Origin of the sequence: Trichococcus alkaliphilus (assembly GCF_003008695.1) — a bacterium.
Taxonomy (GTDB): Bacteria; Bacillota; Bacilli; order Lactobacillales; family Aerococcaceae; genus Trichococcus; species Trichococcus alkaliphilus.
Genome location: NZ_PXZT01000006.1, coordinates 152,132 through 166,361, shown reverse-complemented (window position 1 = coordinate 166,361; position 14,230 = coordinate 152,132). Strand labels below are relative to the sequence as shown.

At 49.7% G+C, this 14,230-nt stretch carries 17 protein-coding genes; 8 read left to right on the top strand and 9 right to left on the bottom strand.

All coding sequences use genetic code 11. The annotated features are described in order from the left end of the window. Nucleotides 1-491, top strand: a 491-nt coding sequence (locus C7R73_RS07235; protein WP_153060373.1) for an IS3 family transposase, incomplete at its 5' end; no start/stop codon positions are given. 203 nt (nucleotides 492-694) lie between these two features. Here the strand turns inward: C7R73_RS07235 and C7R73_RS07230 are convergent. Together C7R73_RS07230 and C7R73_RS07225 are read right to left on the bottom strand one after the other, a co-directional pair. Continuing rightward, nucleotides 695-1,699 (bottom strand): general stress protein, encoded by a 1,005-nt coding sequence (locus C7R73_RS07230; protein WP_161525894.1) that lies wholly within the window; start codon nucleotides 1,697-1,699, stop codon nucleotides 695-697. Nucleotides 1,700-1,815: 116 nt separating this feature from the next. Continuing rightward, the gene (locus C7R73_RS07225) at nucleotides 1,816-2,835 is read right to left on the bottom strand and encodes a competence protein ComK (protein ID WP_106449849.1); all 1,020 of its coding nucleotides are present in this window, start codon (nucleotides 2,833-2,835) and stop codon (nucleotides 1,816-1,818) included. Nucleotides 2,836-3,108: 273 nt separating this feature from the next. Here C7R73_RS07225 and C7R73_RS07220 point away from each other — a divergent pair, with 273 nt between their 5' ends. The 4 genes from C7R73_RS07220 to C7R73_RS07205 all read left to right on the top strand — a co-directional run bounded on the left by C7R73_RS07220 (nucleotide 3,109) and on the right by C7R73_RS07205 (nucleotide 5,052). Then, the gene (locus tag C7R73_RS07220; RefSeq protein WP_106449848.1) at nucleotides 3,109-3,648 is read left to right on the top strand and encodes a sigma-70 family RNA polymerase sigma factor; all 540 of its coding nucleotides are present in this window, start codon (nucleotides 3,109-3,111) and stop codon (nucleotides 3,646-3,648) included. Between the two features lie 91 nt (nucleotides 3,649-3,739). Next, complete coding sequence (locus C7R73_RS07215) at nucleotides 3,740-3,946, top strand: DUF1659 domain-containing protein (RefSeq protein ID WP_086985959.1); 207 nt, start codon at nucleotides 3,740-3,742, stop codon at nucleotides 3,944-3,946. A 57-nt stretch (nucleotides 3,947-4,003) separates the two neighbouring features. After that, nucleotides 4,004-4,237, top strand: a complete 234-nt coding sequence (locus C7R73_RS07210) for a DUF2922 domain-containing protein (RefSeq protein ID WP_161525893.1) — start codon at nucleotides 4,004-4,006, stop codon at nucleotides 4,235-4,237. Nucleotides 4,238-4,341: 104 nt separating this feature from the next. Further along, complete coding sequence (locus tag C7R73_RS07205) at nucleotides 4,342-5,052, top strand: LysM peptidoglycan-binding domain-containing protein (protein WP_106449846.1); 711 nt, start codon at nucleotides 4,342-4,344, stop codon at nucleotides 5,050-5,052. 289 nt (nucleotides 5,053-5,341) lie between these two features. Here the strand turns inward: C7R73_RS07205 and C7R73_RS07200 are convergent, their stop codons facing one another. The 4 genes from C7R73_RS07200 to C7R73_RS07185 all read right to left on the bottom strand — a co-directional run bounded on the left by C7R73_RS07200 (nucleotide 5,342) and on the right by C7R73_RS07185 (nucleotide 8,377). Continuing rightward, complete coding sequence (locus tag C7R73_RS07200; protein ID WP_106449845.1) at nucleotides 5,342-5,596, bottom strand: hypothetical protein; 255 nt, start codon at nucleotides 5,594-5,596, stop codon at nucleotides 5,342-5,344. A 113-nt stretch (nucleotides 5,597-5,709) separates the two neighbouring features. Further along, nucleotides 5,710-6,324 carry an RloB family protein gene (locus C7R73_RS07195; protein ID WP_106449844.1) on the bottom strand — a complete coding sequence of 205 codons (615 nt, stop codon included), beginning with the start codon at nucleotides 6,322-6,324 and terminating at the stop codon, nucleotides 5,710-5,712. Continuing rightward, entirely contained in the window at nucleotides 6,314-7,543 is a 1,230-nt protein-coding gene (locus tag C7R73_RS07190) for an AAA family ATPase (protein ID WP_106449843.1), read from the bottom strand. The genes C7R73_RS07195 and C7R73_RS07190 overlap by 11 nt, the downstream gene beginning before the upstream one ends. A gap of 183 nt (nucleotides 7,544-7,726) precedes the next feature. Further along, nucleotides 7,727-8,377, bottom strand: a complete 651-nt coding sequence (locus tag C7R73_RS07185) for a YdcF family protein (RefSeq protein WP_106449842.1) — start codon at nucleotides 8,375-8,377, stop codon at nucleotides 7,727-7,729. A 166-nt stretch (nucleotides 8,378-8,543) separates the two neighbouring features. On the opposite strand from C7R73_RS07185, the gene C7R73_RS07180 reads away from it, so the two are divergent. After that, nucleotides 8,544-9,305, top strand: coding sequence for a glucose 1-dehydrogenase (locus C7R73_RS07180; RefSeq protein ID WP_106449841.1), 762 nt, complete (start codon nucleotides 8,544-8,546; stop codon nucleotides 9,303-9,305). Between the two features lie 259 nt (nucleotides 9,306-9,564). Here C7R73_RS07180 and C7R73_RS07175 read toward each other — a convergent pair whose 3' ends face one another. The 3 genes from C7R73_RS07175 to C7R73_RS07165 all read right to left on the bottom strand — a co-directional run bounded on the left by C7R73_RS07175 (nucleotide 9,565) and on the right by C7R73_RS07165 (nucleotide 12,162). Beyond that, complete coding sequence (locus C7R73_RS07175) at nucleotides 9,565-9,963, bottom strand: GtrA family protein (RefSeq protein ID WP_106449840.1); 399 nt, start codon at nucleotides 9,961-9,963, stop codon at nucleotides 9,565-9,567. Continuing rightward, nucleotides 9,956-10,930, bottom strand: coding sequence for a glycosyltransferase family 2 protein (locus C7R73_RS07170; RefSeq protein WP_106449839.1), 975 nt, complete (start codon nucleotides 10,928-10,930; stop codon nucleotides 9,956-9,958). Before C7R73_RS07170 ends, C7R73_RS07175 begins: the two co-directional genes overlap by 8 nt. A 74-nt stretch (nucleotides 10,931-11,004) precedes the next feature. Continuing rightward, the gene (locus C7R73_RS07165) at nucleotides 11,005-12,162 is read right to left on the bottom strand and encodes an acyltransferase family protein (RefSeq protein ID WP_161525892.1); all 1,158 of its coding nucleotides are present in this window, start codon (nucleotides 12,160-12,162) and stop codon (nucleotides 11,005-11,007) included. Nucleotides 12,163-12,356: 194 nt separating this feature from the next. On the opposite strand from C7R73_RS07165, the gene C7R73_RS07160 reads away from it, so the two are divergent. Together C7R73_RS07160 and C7R73_RS07155 are read left to right on the top strand one after the other, a co-directional pair. Then, nucleotides 12,357-12,983: an FMN-dependent NADH-azoreductase gene (locus C7R73_RS07160; RefSeq protein WP_106449837.1), complete on the top strand. Its 627-nt coding sequence runs from the start codon at nucleotides 12,357-12,359 to the stop codon at nucleotides 12,981-12,983. A gap of 323 nt (nucleotides 12,984-13,306) precedes the next feature. Then, on the top strand, nucleotides 13,307-14,008 hold the full coding sequence (locus C7R73_RS07155; RefSeq protein WP_106449836.1) for a metal-binding protein ZinT: 702 nt from the start codon (nucleotides 13,307-13,309) through the stop codon (nucleotides 14,006-14,008). Nucleotides 14,009-14,230 lie beyond the last annotated feature (222 nt).

Below are 14,230 nucleotides of genomic sequence, written 5' to 3'. Positions count from 1 at the left end.
AAAAATGGTTGACCGATGTGACCGAATTCAAGTATTACGAAGGACCGGCAATCAAGAAAGTATATTTGAGTGCCATTTTAGATCTTTATGACCGCCGAATTGTCGCATACATCATTAGTGATCGAAACGATATGCCGCTAGTCCTCCAGACTTTTGATGCGGCCATACAAAATGAGCCAGATGCTCATCCGTTGTTTCACAGTGACCGCGGATTTCAATATACAAGCAAGCAATTCAATGCGCGTTTGAAAGAGGCTGGTATGATACAAAGCATGTCCCGTGTCGCCCGTTGTATTGATAATGGCCCTATGGAAGGGTTTTGGGCCTTGATCAAGCGTGAAAAATATTACCGTCGAAAATTTACGAGTCGTTCTTCTTTGGTTAAGATGATCCACGATTATATGGAATACTACAACAATAGACGCATCCAAAGAAAGTTGCATATCATGACTCCAATGGAGTTTCATGACCAGTATTTCGAGGCCGCCTAATGCACCCTCACGTTTGGTGAGTGAAGCGGTTTGTGCTTCGCTCATAAAACGTGTGGGCCGCCAAGCGTAAGCGCGGCAGGTTTATATACGAAAAAAACTGCCCCCACATTACGGGGAGCAGTCTGTAAAACTGTTTAAATATTTTACTGTCCTATTGACGGGTGGCATACCATTTTCGAGGCAGCCTTTGGTGTTTTCATCAATCACAGAGCCGGTTTTGGTTTGTCCGTCTCGTCATAATCAGGTTCGATATCTTCCGCATCTTCGCCGGCTGCGGCAACGACAGTGTCGCCTCCGAACGGGTCTTTGGAAAACTGTTCTTTCTCTTCCGCGATTTTCACTAAGGAATCGTCTTCGTCGAACTGCATCTCCGGAAGTTTTTGATTGTCCTCAGCCATCATAGGGTCCGCTACCTTTTCCGCTTCGATCGGTTGTCCGGTGATATCGTCGATCAAATCAGCGGGCTGAGTCGGTGACTCAGCTGAAACTTCGGTGGCTTCCAGTTTTTTCGCGTCATCGATGAAATGAGCCGGTACTTCCCCGACTTCTTCGCTGTCTACGGGTGTCCAATCCGGTTTGGTCGCAGCGACAGTAGTGATTTCCGTTTCGATTGGCTGTCCCATGATATCGTCGGTCACATCGGCTGGTTGAGTCGGCGCAGCAACTTCAGCTTCAGTGCCTTCAATTTTTTTCGCGGCTTCGATGGAATGAGCCGGCACATCGCCGACTTCCTCGCTTTCGGCAGGCGTCCAATCCGGTTTCGTGGCAGTGACAGCTGTGACTGCTTCGACAGGGACGACTTTTTCGTCAGGCAAAATGCCATCGCGCACAAGAAACTCAGCATGCTCATCATTGATTGGAGCCGCATCATCGATCAGAAGCAACAATTCCCCATCATCCAACGCATCCTCAAAGCGTTCGTACGTATCCTCATCAATGCCGTAACGTTCAAAAATAGTTTCTTCCTCTTCTTCGTCCAAATCAACCGTAAAGAATTTAACGATCTTGTCCCATAATGAATCTTCCTCGCGGTCTTCCCCGGTTATGATTACCTGCACCGCCGTCTCTTCCGTAATGTAATTACTTTTGCCGTTGCGGGTGATGACCAGCAGTTGCTCAGGCGCATACCCCTCATGCTTGATCAGATGCGTGATTTCATCGATCACCATTTCCTGATTAGCAAAGGTACCTTCGATTCTTTTATCCATTACGATTCCTCCCATTACTGATGATGTGTTCTTTAAACTCATTGTAAAATACTTCCACCTGAATCACAAATGATAGCTGTTGCAATAGCATACAAATCAAAAATCTGTGCGGCTGGCTATCGCGCCGTGTTCCTGAGATGAGGCAAATCGTCGTAAAGATTCTCTCTCAAGAGGTGCAGCGCTTCGTCCGTCACTGGATTGTCACGCAACGAAGGATGCTTCAAAGCCGTCTCTGCAAAGGAAAATTGAAAAATCCGGATGTAATCTTCCATCGAGATCAGCGAGATCCGATCGGTGTGCGCATGAAATGCATTCCCTAACAGATTATTCTCACGCTCCACTTTCCTTCCGTCGACATAATCGAAATTCTTCAAAACATTGCGTAAAAGATGCTCTTGGCGATGGATAGTCTGGCCAGCCTGTTTGACCTTATCGACAAAAAATTGCGGGCGCACCGGAAGCTGGAAAACATGCTGATTTTCACAATGGATTTCCACCCCCTTTTCCCCTTTCAGAGCCCGATAATGCTGCACCTTCGAAAGGTTGACCCACGAACTCTGCCTGCGGGTCGGTCCGCTCAACGGCAAAAAACTGTATCTCCCGAGAATATAAGGCACGCAATGGCCCTCTTTTCCGTTGACACGCGTCGAGATTCCCCGAATGAAATCATAACTGAACCCGATTAATTCAAAAAACGAACGCATCACATTATTGCTGCTTTCGCGTGTCTTGATGAGGCGGCCGTCCTTGAAGAAGATGAGTGTCTTGAAATCGGTCCGGTGCAGCTTAGGGTCCAGACTAAGCAGGTAGAGAAAACTGTTGTCCAGCACAAACCGGTCCAGATCCCAAGCCTTATCCAGATAGCTCTGGATACTTTCCGGATCGAGCAGGACAAGGAATGGTTCCGGCTCCTCATTCTTCTGGCTTTTATGCGCAAACGATGCCTCAAGCGACGTGCGGAAATGCGACATGATTGCATCCAACGTTGCTGGATCGAGTATTTTGCCCACATCTTTGGTTGCCGCTGAACCGCTTATGTGATGCGCTTCAGTCTGCTTGCTTCTCTTTTCAGTGGATTGGTGCGCCAATTGCCGATTCAGCACCTTACGATAATTTTTAGCTTCTTTATTTCCCATAAAATCCCCCCAACTAGGAATGTCTAACAAAAATATATACTACTTTTTATCAGAATGACATAAGAACGCTTACATTTTGTCGCATATTCGGAAAATTTGTATGCAAATGTTTGATTATCTTCGGTTTTGTCATATTTTTTGCCGCATTTGCCGTTTTGACCCTTACGCCTCCGGAAAGCTAATATGGGCATCAGCAAGCTTGCCGGGCCGTGATGAGCATGCACAGGGACATCCCCTGCATCACGCCATCCACTACATTACGGAGGCAAAACCATGAATATCAAAAAAAGAATCTGCACCGATGAAGCCGCCACACTTTTGAGCGAGCTGTACGCGGGTGTCATCCATCATTGTCTGAAAACAATCAATCGGCATCCGGACCACAACGACTACGACGATTTCTACCAATTAGGGCTGATCACCCTTTTTGACACTTACGAAACTTGCCTGAAGGACGCGCTTGCAACCGAGAACAGCTTTCTTTTCGTCAGCTATGCCAAACAAAAAATCCACTGGACCTTCCTGGACCAAATCCGCAAGGACCGGAAAAAAGAAAGCCGCGAAGCCTACCTATCCGAAGAGGCGCTGGAAGAAATCCCCAATGCAGCCTCATTTGAAGACCAACTGGAGCAAGAAGATCTGCTGCAACGCCTTTGCGCCTGTCTGACAGCCGAGGAGAATGCCTATCTGCGGGACGCACTGGAAGGACTGAACATCACCGAAATCGCCAAAAAACAAAAGATTTCGCGTAAAACGATCTACAAAAGAAGACGCCACATCCAAACCAAAGCCAGCCCTTTTCTGAAGGTCTGAAAGACAGGGTTACATATTGCCTGTCCCCCTTCGTCGTTATAGGTGTAAGTAGTCATGACACTTACCAGAAAAGAAAACGGAGGAATGCCAAATGGTGAAACAATACGAAGAAGGAAACATCGAGCTTTATTTCAATGATTTTGCAAACGAGAAGGAAATCAAACAGTCATTCGCGAACCTGAAACCAGGCGTCACTGCTGAACAGGTCCAATCCTTCCAATCAGCCGTATCCGGTCTCGTAGACCTGCCTGCAGCCTACGCAGTCGTTGTCGAAAAGAACCGCTACTCCATCGCCTAAGCCAACCGAAAGCAGCTCGATAATCACTACCCATCAGACATCTAGGAGGAAATGAACATGACGACAACAGTAACCTTGGAATTGAAATTTTTGACGGCCGACGGGAAAACCCGCAACTTGAGTGTCAAGAAGCCGAAAAGCGGCTTAACATCGGCTGAACTGCAACCGGCAATGGACGCCATCATCGGCTTGAACGCGTTCGAAGTGAAAGGCATCAACCCCTTCACGGCAGTCAACAGCGCCCGCTACGTGGAACGCACCATCACTGACCTGATCGCCGAAGCCGAATAAACAAACTTAGCTTAAGTTTTCATCAACAACGCCCAAGGGTGTCTCATTCGGAGGCACCTTTTTTGTCGCTTATCCCATCAAGAACAAACACGAGGAGGAACACCATGAACTACACAATCGAAAAGCGTATTTTTTCCATTTATCAGAATTCACTAACTGCGGCCAACCTGATCATTGCCCACGAGTCCGGCAACCCGGACAACGTCGGCCGCAACAGCCTCGAGAACGAAGTCAGCTACATGCAACGCAACTGGCAAAACGCCTTTGTTTCCCACTGGGTCGGCGGAGGCGGGAAAATAATCCAGATCGCCAACACCGGCAAAGTCCAATGGGGTGTCGGCCCGAAAGCGAACGGCTATGCCTATGCCCAAGTCGAGCTGGCACGGACGAACAATCGCTCCATCTTTGAACAGGATTGCAAAGCCTATGTTTGGCTGCTGCAAAAATTAGCGCTGGAAGCAGGCATCCCCTGCACGCTGAACAACGGGACGAGCGTGCAGGACAGAGGCATCAAAACCCATTCCTGGGTTTCCAAGAATGTCGGCGGAACCAACCATACCGATCCGGATGGCTATCTCGCGAGTTGGGGTGTATCCCAGGCCCGGTTCCGCCAGGACATCGAAGCCGGCCTCTCCGCGCTGCCTCCCTTTGCGAGCGCACCAGGCACATTCCTGCTGCACCGCGTCGTGAAAGGTGAAACGCTCTGGGCGCTATCGCGCAAATATGGAACGACCCCGGCTACGCTGAAGCAGCTGAATCAGCTATCGGGCGATTTGATCTTGATCGGCCAGCAACTGAAGGTGCGCCAATACTGAAAGATACCAGAAACATGCATAGGGGATCCGGATCACCTCTGTCGCTGCCGCCGGTGCCGTTGAATATGCATTAAAATCCCTTCTCCGGTGAACGCAGGCTTCGCCGGAGGTGAGCCTACATTTTTCACTGCCTCCTCCGATTAGGCCGGCTTCACCGAAGGTGAGGGCGATTATTACCGGTGTCCTCCGGCGAACAGGACCCTCGCCGGAACAGCGCGCCGATTCCGGCGCCAGAAAAAGAAGGCCAGCCCCGAATCATACCGGGGCTGGCCTTCTTTTGTGTTTCCCATCAATAATAAGCGCGTTCGTAGTTGAATTTACCGATATCCAGATCCAAAAACTCTCTGATGATGGCATATTGAGTCTCAAGCGGCTCCTCTTTGACCTCATCGCACAAGTTCTGGCAGCTTCTGAAAAATGCGGCCGCCTCATCCGTCGTTTCAAACAGATACTCTTCCGCCACTGCGTCGTCTTCAACAAAATGAATGACGACCCCTTTTTTGTCCTCCGTGAAATCCATCCCTAATACCGGTGTCATGAACATATGCAATCGATCCCTTCTCGTCTTGTTAAGTGGCCTTTGCTGCTTGATAAGACCTACACTGGTATTATCCGCAATAATTCGCGCCAGCTTTTTTTATTTTCAAATTTTTTAAATTATTTTCGCAAGTGTTTGTTCAGTTCCTCCACCAGCATGAATACGGTAGTGGATGGGTTGTCCCGGGCTGGCGAAGGCGAGCGCTGGCTGTAGAGTTTCTTGGCATTCTGGATGGCGGCCGGCTGCCTTGATAATAATACGTTGTACATATGCGGATGATTTTTTTTGTAGAAAAATCCCAGCCGTTTCGACAGCATGTCAGGGTAATGGAAACGCGAAATCGATTTTTTGATCAGTTCGAAATGCAGCAGATACCAGATTTCGAAAGCTTCGTTACTGTAGGCAGCACGGAAACCTTGCCGGTAATGCGTTTCGCAGAAAAAAACAGCTTCATTAAAGATGTCCCGGTCGAAGGAATCCTTGTCGAAAACGAGCCAAATTTCATCATACTCGTCACGCCGGGTATCGATAACTTCGCGCGCATGGTTGACCAAGGACATCGTGTTCATCGCCGTCCCGACGATTTCGACCTGCGCAGAGATGACGTGAAAACTGCGGAAGTAGTTCGGCTCTGTCTTGGTGCCTTCGCAAAGGATCAGGAAAGTTTTTTCCGGCCGTTTCGTTCCGACCGGCCGTTCAAATTTTTTCTTATGGCCCCTTCTTCTATTTTCCATTGTCGACCCACCAATCCACCGGCAACGGGAACGGGATCGCCCCGTATTTGCCGTTCAGGTAGTTGCGGTAAAATTCAAAACTGTTCTTCCTTTCTTCGTCATCAAAACGATATTCCACCAAGGAAGTCAGGTGGCTGGCGCTGTAGCTGTCCTTTTCCACGAACCAGACTTGATCCCTGCGGAAAAGGCTGCTGGACAGGTTCGTGATATCGTGCGTCGAATAGATCATCTGGGCGCCTTTATCGTTGACTTCACCGGAAAAAAGTTCCAGCACATAGCGCGTCATCAAGGTGTGGAATTGCGTGTCCATCTCATCGACCATCAACAGGCCACCCTTTTCGAGCGCCTCGATGATCGGGCCGGCCAATGCCAACAGTTTGACTGTCCCGGCTGATTCGGTATCCTGGAATCGAAAATTTTCACAATGCGGCTCTGCTTCCCCTGCTTCATTGCGCCGGGTCTTAACGACGAAAAATGCCAGTTCTGATCGGCCATTGCGCGGATTGCTGAGTTCATGCAGAACGATATCCTGAATGGATGGATCGGCCACGCGGATCAAGGCCAAGAGATTATGTTTGTATTTGGACAGGTGCATCTTCGCCATCGAAATGGACAATCCGATCTTCGACGCATCGAGGATGATGCGCATCTCCGTGAACCACTCAAGAAACAGTTTCAAATCCGGATGTTCGGCTGATTCAGGTGCTGAAAGCAAGGATGACAAGGCCAACCGCGTATCATCCAGAATGATGTGGTTGAACAGTTCGGCCCATTCCCCGCCGACGATTTTGCCTGTCGCATTCCGGAAAAACAGATCCTTCTGCGCTTCGCCTTCCAGATAAAGGAATTCCTCGGTCACCCGTTTGCGATTGACGAAAAAACCGTAGCGATAAAGCCTACCGGCCAAAAGGAAGCTGGCTTCCAACATTGTGTCCTTTTTCTCGGTGCGCGCATCCAGATGGAATGGTTCAATGTGGTTCAGCCATTCCGTGGACGTGTAATTCTGCAACAGTACGCCTTCCTGGATCATCTTCATTGCCTTCAGCAAGTTGCTTTTTCCGCTGGCGTTCGCCCCATAGATCGTCGCCAATTTCGTCACAGCGATATTGTCCTTGCCATAGACGGACTCCGGGTGTTCAGCGATTGGACTGGCAACCATCGAAAAAGTAGCCTCATCCCTAAAGGAAAAAAAGTTCTCCATCACAATTTCCACGAGCATTTCGACACCTCCTATACAAAAAAGTATAGCACCATGGCGGCGTTTCTTCTAAGAATAACCGTCAAGAATGCAAAAGTGGGGAACGTTATTGCAAACGGATACATGAGTGCGGATTTGTATGTATTTGTTGGATGTTTGCATAAGGAAAATCCCCCATGAAATAAAAAAAGGCGCGCTCCCCATTCAAGAGCCGCCTTCCCCTATATCGATGAAATTATATAACCCTAACCAATAACCGACTGTCTTAAAAATCTCATACTGAGCCAATCTCCTACCGAGTTGGGTTTCGATCCAAGGGAAGCCGTATGGGCCACCTGCGGAAACGTAGATGAACGTCAAGTCCTTCCCTTTTGCCGCTTTCTCGAAGCTGTACTTGACCCGGTTCATGTGATAATCGCTCGAAACAACGATTGCGGAGTCATAGCCGTTTTCCTCCATCAGCGCGATGCTGAAGACGGCATTGGTCCAAGTGCTGGTCGCCTGGTAATCCGCCAGTATGTCATCATCCATCATGCCCAGTTCGCCGTATGGCTGCAGATGCAGCAGTTCGGCATCCACAAGCAGCGGCGAGACGATGATCTTGCCGGACTCGGAATAACCTTCTTCCAACAGCTCGGAGGCCTTGACTCCCCGTTCCGGCGCGCCTTCCGGTACGATGATGATGTCGGAAACGACCGGTTCTTCATTTATTTCCAGATTAGCGAGGATGTAGAAGCTGATCGCCAAGGAGACAGAGGTCACGATCAAAAAAACATTCAGCAGCAGCATCGTTATTCGGGTCGATTCGTCCGTCTTCAGGAGGCTGCGCTCTTTGTCGAATGGATAATTTGTCATCTTCCGCTTTCCACATCCTTTACCACGTTATTATCACTCTATTTTATCTGAAATGTGAAAATAAGCCATCGCTTTTTGTATTTTTCTTCTGCACAGATCATCATCCGACACTTGCAAGCGCTATCGTGCTATGATTGAACCAACAAGGCATAAGGAGGAAATCACCATGAGATTGACGAACAAAGTCGCTGTTGTGACCGGAGGCGCTTCGGGTATGGGCGAAGCAATCTGCCGTCGGTTCGTAAAAGAAGGCGCAAAAGTGGTTATTGCTGATTACAACTACGAGGGTGCACTGAAAGTCGCAAACGAAATCAACGCCGAAACCCTGGACGCTGCCGCTGCTATAAAAACCGACATCTCCATCGAGGCCGATGCCGACGCCATGATCGATACCGCCATCGCTCTATTCGGAAAAGTGGACATCCTCGTCAACAACGCCGGCATCATGGACGGCTTCGAACCGGTCGGGGAAGTCTCGAACGAGCGCTGGGAAAGGGTCTTCGCCGTCAACGTCACCGGTCCGATGTATGCCAGCCGCAAAGCCATCCAATATTTCCTGGAACAGGGCAGCGGTAATATCATCAACATCGCTTCGATTGGCGGTCTACACGGCGGACGGGCCGGTGTCGCTTATGTCGCTTCCAAACATGCTGTCATCGGATTGACGAAAAATACAGCCTTCATGTACGCGAAAAAAGGCATCCGCTGCAACGCGATTGCCCCCGGAGCTGTCGCTACCAATATCGCCCAATCGATGGGCGATGTCAGCAAATTTGGCCAAGAAACGACCGGCGTCGGCATGGTGATCAACCCGGCTTTCGGGACGCCCGATCAGATTGCTTCTGTCGCACTCTTTCTGGCATCCGACGACTCCAGTTTCGTCAATGGCGCCGTCGTGACCGCGGACGCGGGCTGGACCAGCTACTGAAGTCTGATTACTCTAACAGAAAAAACGAATGCGGCTTTTCCGAAAGGATGCAGCCGCATTCGTTTTTTCTAATATACTTGATGTCCGCTGGATAAACGAAGCGGCTCCTCCGGCGAGGAGTCCTTCACCGGAGGAGCCGACGCGACTCATATGTCTGCTCCGGCGAAAAGCGGCTCACCGGAGTAGGCTTTCTGATTCTATCCCCATCTCTGGCCAAACATGCTGTCACCGGAGAACCGGTCCAAAACCAAGTTTTTCTTTATCCTACGTTTTTATCCTCCAGCCAGATCTTCCTTGAAATGAAATTCCAGGCCATCACGAACACCGTGGCGGCGATCTTGGCCACCAGATAGTGTACTTCCACCTGATCCACGAACAGCCACATCAGCGCTTGGTTCAATCCCAGTCCGATGACGCTGAGTGTGACAAACAGCAGCAACTCTTGGCGCTTCTCCGCCGCTCCGAAGCGGCTCGTAAACACGTAGCGCATGCTCGCCGCATAATTGAACAGCGTCGCTGCCACGAATGCCAGCGCGGCGGCCGTCAGATAATGCAAGCCGATGAAATCAGCCAAAATATAAAGGACGAGAAAATCCAGCAGCGTCGCCACTACGCCGACGAGTCCGAATTTCACCACTTGGCCCAACAGTTTAGTCATCGTCCTGGCCCTCCTTGCGGCTAGTCGGCAAGGCAACATCCGTTTCCTTCAGAATGTAGAGCGGACGTCTTTTCGTTTCCATGAAGGTTTTCCCCAGATATTTTCCGAGGATCCCCAGACAGAGCAACTGCAAGCCGCCCATCCCCAAAATGATGACGATGAGCGAAGTCCAACCGGAAGTTGCGTTACCGAACACCAGTGTCCGCACGGTCAGGATCAGCGCTGCCAAAATCGCCACGGCGAACGACAGGAATCCGGTGAAGGCAGCAATCGCCAACGGAGCCTCGGAAAAAGCCACGATTCCGTCCAGCGAATATTTGAACAGGCTCCAGAACGACCAAGTCGTCTTTCCGGCGACGCGTTCCTGATTTTCGTAGGAGAGGTACTTCGTCTCGAAGCCGACCCAACTGAAGATTCCTTTCGAAAACCGGTTGTATTCGGTCATCTCCAGAACGGCATCGACCATCTGGCTCGTCATCAACCGGAAATCCCGGGCACCGTCGACTATTTCAGTATCGGAAATATGGTTGATCAAATGGTAGAACTGCCTCGCGAAAAAGGAGCGGATCGGTGGCTCGCCTTTGCGGTCAAGCCGTTTCGTGCCGATGCAATCGTATTCGCCGGTGCGGATCAGGGCAACCATCTCCACCAGCATAGCCGGCGGGTCCTGGAGATCCGCATCCATCACGGCGACGTAATCCCCGGTCGCTTGGCGCAGGCCCGCCACCATCGCCGCTTCCTTGCCGAAGTTCCGCGAAAAGGAAAGGTAATGCACGCGTTCATCCAGCGCGGCCAATCGCTTCAATTCCGTCAACGTAGCATCCTTCGATCCGTCGTTCACGAAAATCAGTTCGAATGCGGCATCCGGCAGCTGCTCGCTGACCGCTGTGATTTCTTTATGAAAAATCGGCACCATCTCTTCCTCGTTATGGCAAGGAACGATGATGGAAATGATATCTTTTGACATGTGTCCACCCCTGCATGTTCTTTCAGAATTCTGAGCTTTCCTTTATCGTATCATACTTGACGCAGGTTGGCCGTCTATTTCTTGAAATGTTTCAGCAAACCGAGGCACCTTGTTTCGACGTGCTGCTGCCACAAGTACGCCACCGGCAAGGCAAACAGCGGCGAAAGCAACAGCGCTATTTCCGGCGGGATGACCTGGCCGAGGAACGTCACGAAGAGGATGATCGATGTCGTATGCGTTAAATACAAGCTGAAGGAAATTTTTCCCAAAAACAGCAGCGGTTTCGATTTGAAGAAGGCAGTCAAACGCGGCGATTCCATGCATAATAACAGGAACAAAATGATGCCCAAACCCGTCAGCAACAGCGCGTGCCGCACCCGGAACGACAAACCAAGCGCCGCCAGGATCCACTGACTCGGAATCAAGAACGGAATTGCCCAGGCCGAAAGGATCCGGAAACTGCGGTGCTCCTGCACAAATTTCCGAATGGCCGGAAGATGCTTCGCCAGCACCGCCCCCATCACGAAAAAGATCGCATAATAATTTGTTCGGTTGAGCGATTCCGACAGCTGCGCCAGCCAAGCCATATCGCTGCGCATGCCCCAGTTCGTCAACGCCTCTATCCCCAACTGCGTGACGGCATAATATCCGAGGACTTCCCTTGTCCGGTTGCGGTGAAGAGCCACCGCAACAAAAGGCAGGATGAAGGACAAGCGCCATTCCTGGACCATGCTCCAGAAAGCGCCGCTGAGGATATTCAGATTGTAGTCATACCCGAGAAAATACAACAGCATCTCCAGCGCATTCGGCACCCTTTTCCATTTCACATTGAACGAACCGCTCAAGTCGATCGTGTCATGTTTCCAGGCTCCGAACAGCGCGATCAGGATGACCGTCACTGCGATGACAAGCACATAAGGCAGCATCAGGCGGATCCAGCGTTTGATGATGAACGGTTTGAAATCCAGCTTCCGCCCGTTCAGATAAGGGCGCGCCAGAACGAAACCGCCGATGATGTAGAAAACCAGCACCGCTTCATTGCCGCCCCAGATCATTTTCAATGGTGTCTGCGTCGCCACCCTCCAAAAGGGATTGGCAAAGATTTTGTATTCATTGGCGCTGTAGCCGTAAACTGTCCAGACCGCCATGTGGAAAATCATGACAATGACGGAGGCCAATCCCCGCATGCCGTCAAATATTTCAATCCGTTTGCTTTGGCCGGATTTTTGCATAAACATTCACTCCCGTTGTTTCGAAACTATCGAAATATTCTTTACTATGGTAGTGCAAATGTGGCGAAATTTCAAATTGTTTATTTTTTTGAGCATTACGACTATTTATTTCGAAGCCGAGATGTTATACTGTACTTACATGCGGTAAGTGAAACAAAAACCGCATAAAATATACAATCAGTGGAGGAATACACATGAACGTTTTGGTAGTAAAAGGAAACAACAGACCAGCAGAAGAAGCTATTTCTTCAAAAATGTACGAAACTTTTTTGGCAGCAGCCAAAGAAAATGAAACTTTGAATGTAACAACTTACAACGTCTTTTCAGAAGACATGCCTTACTTGGGCCAAGATCTTTTCGGCGCATACGGCAAAATGGCAGTCGGCGAAGAATTGACTGACATCGAAACACGCCTTTTGGCAGCAAAACAAAAAGCAATGGATGCAGTGACTGCTGCTGACGTGATCGTATTCGCCTTCCCATTATGGAACTTGACGATCCCAGCTAAATTGCAAACATTCATCGACTACATCTTTGCAGCCGGCTTTGCTTTCAAATATGATGAAACAGGCACAATGGTTGCTTTGATGCCTGAGAAGAAAGTCATCCTTCTGAACGCACGCGGCGGCAACTACTCCGCTCCTGAAATGGCTCCAATGGACATGGGCGTCAACTACATGCGTAACGTATTTGCTGGCGTATTCGGAATGGAAATCATCGGCGAAGTCATCATCGAAGGACACGCAGCAGCTCCTGATCAAGCAGCTACAATCATCGAAGAAGGCTTGGCGAAAGTCGAAGCTTTAGCTAAATCTTTATAAAAACGAAAAGCTGAACGGGTTCGTTCAGCCCTGAAAGAAATTTAGGAAATCGTGCCGACTGAGCATCGCAGAGCGCAATAGGTACGATTTATCTAATTTCCGAAGGGCTTAACCGTGCAGCTAGACACCTATTAATACAGAGAAAAGCGGACGCGCCCAGTAGTCGGACTGGTGCGCGTCTTTTTTTGTACTTTTTCAATCACAATCCTGACTTCATTTTAGCAAAATCATTTCATTTATTGTTGACAGTCCTCGCACAACTATGCAATAATACAAAACGTAATCATTTCGATTTATAATCATTTAATTTTCAGGAGGACAAAATGCATCAAAACCATAGAACGTTCCGCTGGATGATCGGTAGCCTGCTCGTGTTGAGCTTGGCCGCTTGCCAGTCCAATCCGGAAACCGAAGAAGCTCTAGAATCCAATACCACTGCCACCGAAATCACAATCGAATCCGTCAACCTGCAGAACCAAGCGACAGTTGATGCCGCCAACGGCATCTTTGAGGACAACCAAGTCGCCGACCGGCCTTTGAGCGATTGGGAAGGCGAATGGCAATCCGTCTACCCTTATCTGCTTGACGGCACACTGGATAGCGTATTCGCGGAAAAAGCCAGAGACACCGGCGAAAAGACAGCCGAGGAATACAAGGACTACTACACAGTCGGTTACGAGTCGACCTTCACCGGCCTTACGATCGCAGGTGATACCATCACATTCTACGAAGACGATACCGCACGCACCGGCACTTACGCGTATAGCGGCTATCAGATTCTGACCTACGAATCCGGCAAAAAAGGCGTCCGCTACCTGTTCGAACGGACAGATGATACCCAAAATACACCCAAGTATGTCCAGTTCAGCGACCACATCATCGAACCCACCGCTTCCGCGCACTTCCACATTTATCTGGGAGATGATAGCCACGCAACACTTCTGGAAGAGAGGGACAACTGGCCGACTTTCTACCCGGCCGGAATGGATGGAGACGAAATCGTCGAGGAGATGCTGCAACACTGATCTTATAGCGGGTCACCTGGAGCTGTGCTCCGGTGAACGACAGCTTCGCCGGAGTTGACTACTTATGTTTATTGTCTCCTCCGGTGAGGGGTTCTTCGCCGTAGGTGGCGGCTATTTTCTGTTTTCTGCTCCGGTTAGCGGTTCCTTCACCGGAGCTGGGTGCGCATCACTGCATTTCTTCACTTCCGCATTCCTATAAAAAAATCCGGTGAGCATCTGCTC

Excerpts from the sequence above, each read along its gene's own strand:
- C7R73_RS07230 (WP_161525894.1), bottom strand. The coding sequence starts at position 1,699 with ATGGATAAAAGAATCGAAGGTACCTTTGCTAATCAGGAAATGGTGATC.
- C7R73_RS07225 (WP_106449849.1), bottom strand. The coding sequence starts at position 2,835 with ATGGGAAATAAAGAAGCTAAAAATTATCGTAAGGTGCTGAATCGGCAA.
- C7R73_RS07220 (WP_106449848.1), top strand. The coding sequence starts at position 3,109 with ATGAATATCAAAAAAAGAATCTGCACCGATGAAGCCGCCACACTTTTG.
- C7R73_RS07215 (WP_086985959.1), top strand. The coding sequence starts at position 3,740 with ATGGTGAAACAATACGAAGAAGGAAACATCGAGCTTTATTTCAATGAT.
- C7R73_RS07210 (WP_161525893.1), top strand. The coding sequence starts at position 4,004 with ATGACGACAACAGTAACCTTGGAATTGAAATTTTTGACGGCCGACGGG.
- C7R73_RS07205 (WP_106449846.1), top strand. The coding sequence starts at position 4,342 with ATGAACTACACAATCGAAAAGCGTATTTTTTCCATTTATCAGAATTCA.
- C7R73_RS07200 (WP_106449845.1), bottom strand. The coding sequence starts at position 5,596 with ATGTTCATGACACCGGTATTAGGGATGGATTTCACGGAGGACAAAAAA.
- C7R73_RS07195 (WP_106449844.1), bottom strand. The coding sequence starts at position 6,324 with ATGGAAAATAGAAGAAGGGGCCATAAGAAAAAATTTGAACGGCCGGTC.
- C7R73_RS07190 (WP_106449843.1), bottom strand. The coding sequence starts at position 7,543 with ATGCTCGTGGAAATTGTGATGGAGAACTTTTTTTCCTTTAGGGATGAG.
- C7R73_RS07185 (WP_106449842.1), bottom strand. The coding sequence starts at position 8,377 with ATGACAAATTATCCATTCGACAAAGAGCGCAGCCTCCTGAAGACGGAC.
- C7R73_RS07180 (WP_106449841.1), top strand. The coding sequence starts at position 8,544 with ATGAGATTGACGAACAAAGTCGCTGTTGTGACCGGAGGCGCTTCGGGT.
- C7R73_RS07175 (WP_106449840.1), bottom strand. The coding sequence starts at position 9,963 with ATGACTAAACTGTTGGGCCAAGTGGTGAAATTCGGACTCGTCGGCGTA.
- C7R73_RS07170 (WP_106449839.1), bottom strand. The coding sequence starts at position 10,930 with ATGTCAAAAGATATCATTTCCATCATCGTTCCTTGCCATAACGAGGAA.
- C7R73_RS07165 (WP_161525892.1), bottom strand. The coding sequence starts at position 12,162 with ATGCAAAAATCCGGCCAAAGCAAACGGATTGAAATATTTGACGGCATG.
- C7R73_RS07160 (WP_106449837.1), top strand. The coding sequence starts at position 12,357 with ATGAACGTTTTGGTAGTAAAAGGAAACAACAGACCAGCAGAAGAAGCT.
- C7R73_RS07155 (WP_106449836.1), top strand. The coding sequence starts at position 13,307 with ATGCATCAAAACCATAGAACGTTCCGCTGGATGATCGGTAGCCTGCTC.